The following is a 700-nucleotide window of genomic DNA, read 5'->3' as shown; positions in this document are numbered from 1 at the left end:
GTCAGTTTCAAAATACAAGGTTGTCACATCGTAGAGAACCATCACACCAGGACCAATGGCCGCGTGTGTGGCTAGCGCGTGGGTTATCTGGTCGCGGAAGTCTTTGTCGGCATACCGCGGAAGGTAGCGCTTTATAGTCGCGTATGAAGCCGAGGCCACGCCGACTTCTGCCAGAGTTTCAATGGAATCAAACTTGGAACCCGGCGAGATAATACGGGCTTGGACCAGGTTGAAAAACACCTCGTCCTTGCCGCTTGCCGTATCCAGGCCAAGGAGTTGGAAGGCCCCGCGAATCGCGTCCAGGAGAAGACCTGCGCGTTCACCGGATACCGTGACGGGATTATCAACCGTGCCTGTTCCAGACACAGCAACCGCAGAAGGCAACACTTTGAGGTCAAGTGAAATTTGCTCGCCATCGACAAGCCGCTGAGCCTTGACCATCAGCGCTGCGAGATCGTGGTCGGTATGGGCGGAGCCGACGTGTTCGATTTCAGGTTTGCGGTTGCGGTACCGCCAGATGATTTGAACAGCGGTCGCACCCGACGCCGTCGGGACCCGGCGGATACTCGGTGACATATTCAACAGCCTACCGGCACCCCCACCGCTACCCGCTTAGTCAGACAAAACCCGCACTCTGATACCCAACCCCACAGGCAGAAACGTCAATATGAACTACAACACACCAAAATGAGCCAAGTCA

1 pseudogene is annotated in these 700 nt (G+C 55.9%); it reads right to left on the bottom strand.

What is annotated here, in order from left to right:
- Window positions 1-576: pseudogene (locus HMPREF0308_RS12670) on the bottom strand (IS1634 family transposase); the annotation flags it as partial.
- Window positions 577-700: the final 124 nt, after the last annotated feature.

This window comes from Corynebacterium striatum ATCC 6940 (assembly GCF_000159135.1).
GTDB lineage: Bacteria > Actinomycetota > Actinomycetes > Mycobacteriales > Mycobacteriaceae > Corynebacterium > Corynebacterium striatum.
Note: the sequence above shows the minus strand (reverse complement) of the source record. Positions and strands in the feature narration are given on the sequence as shown.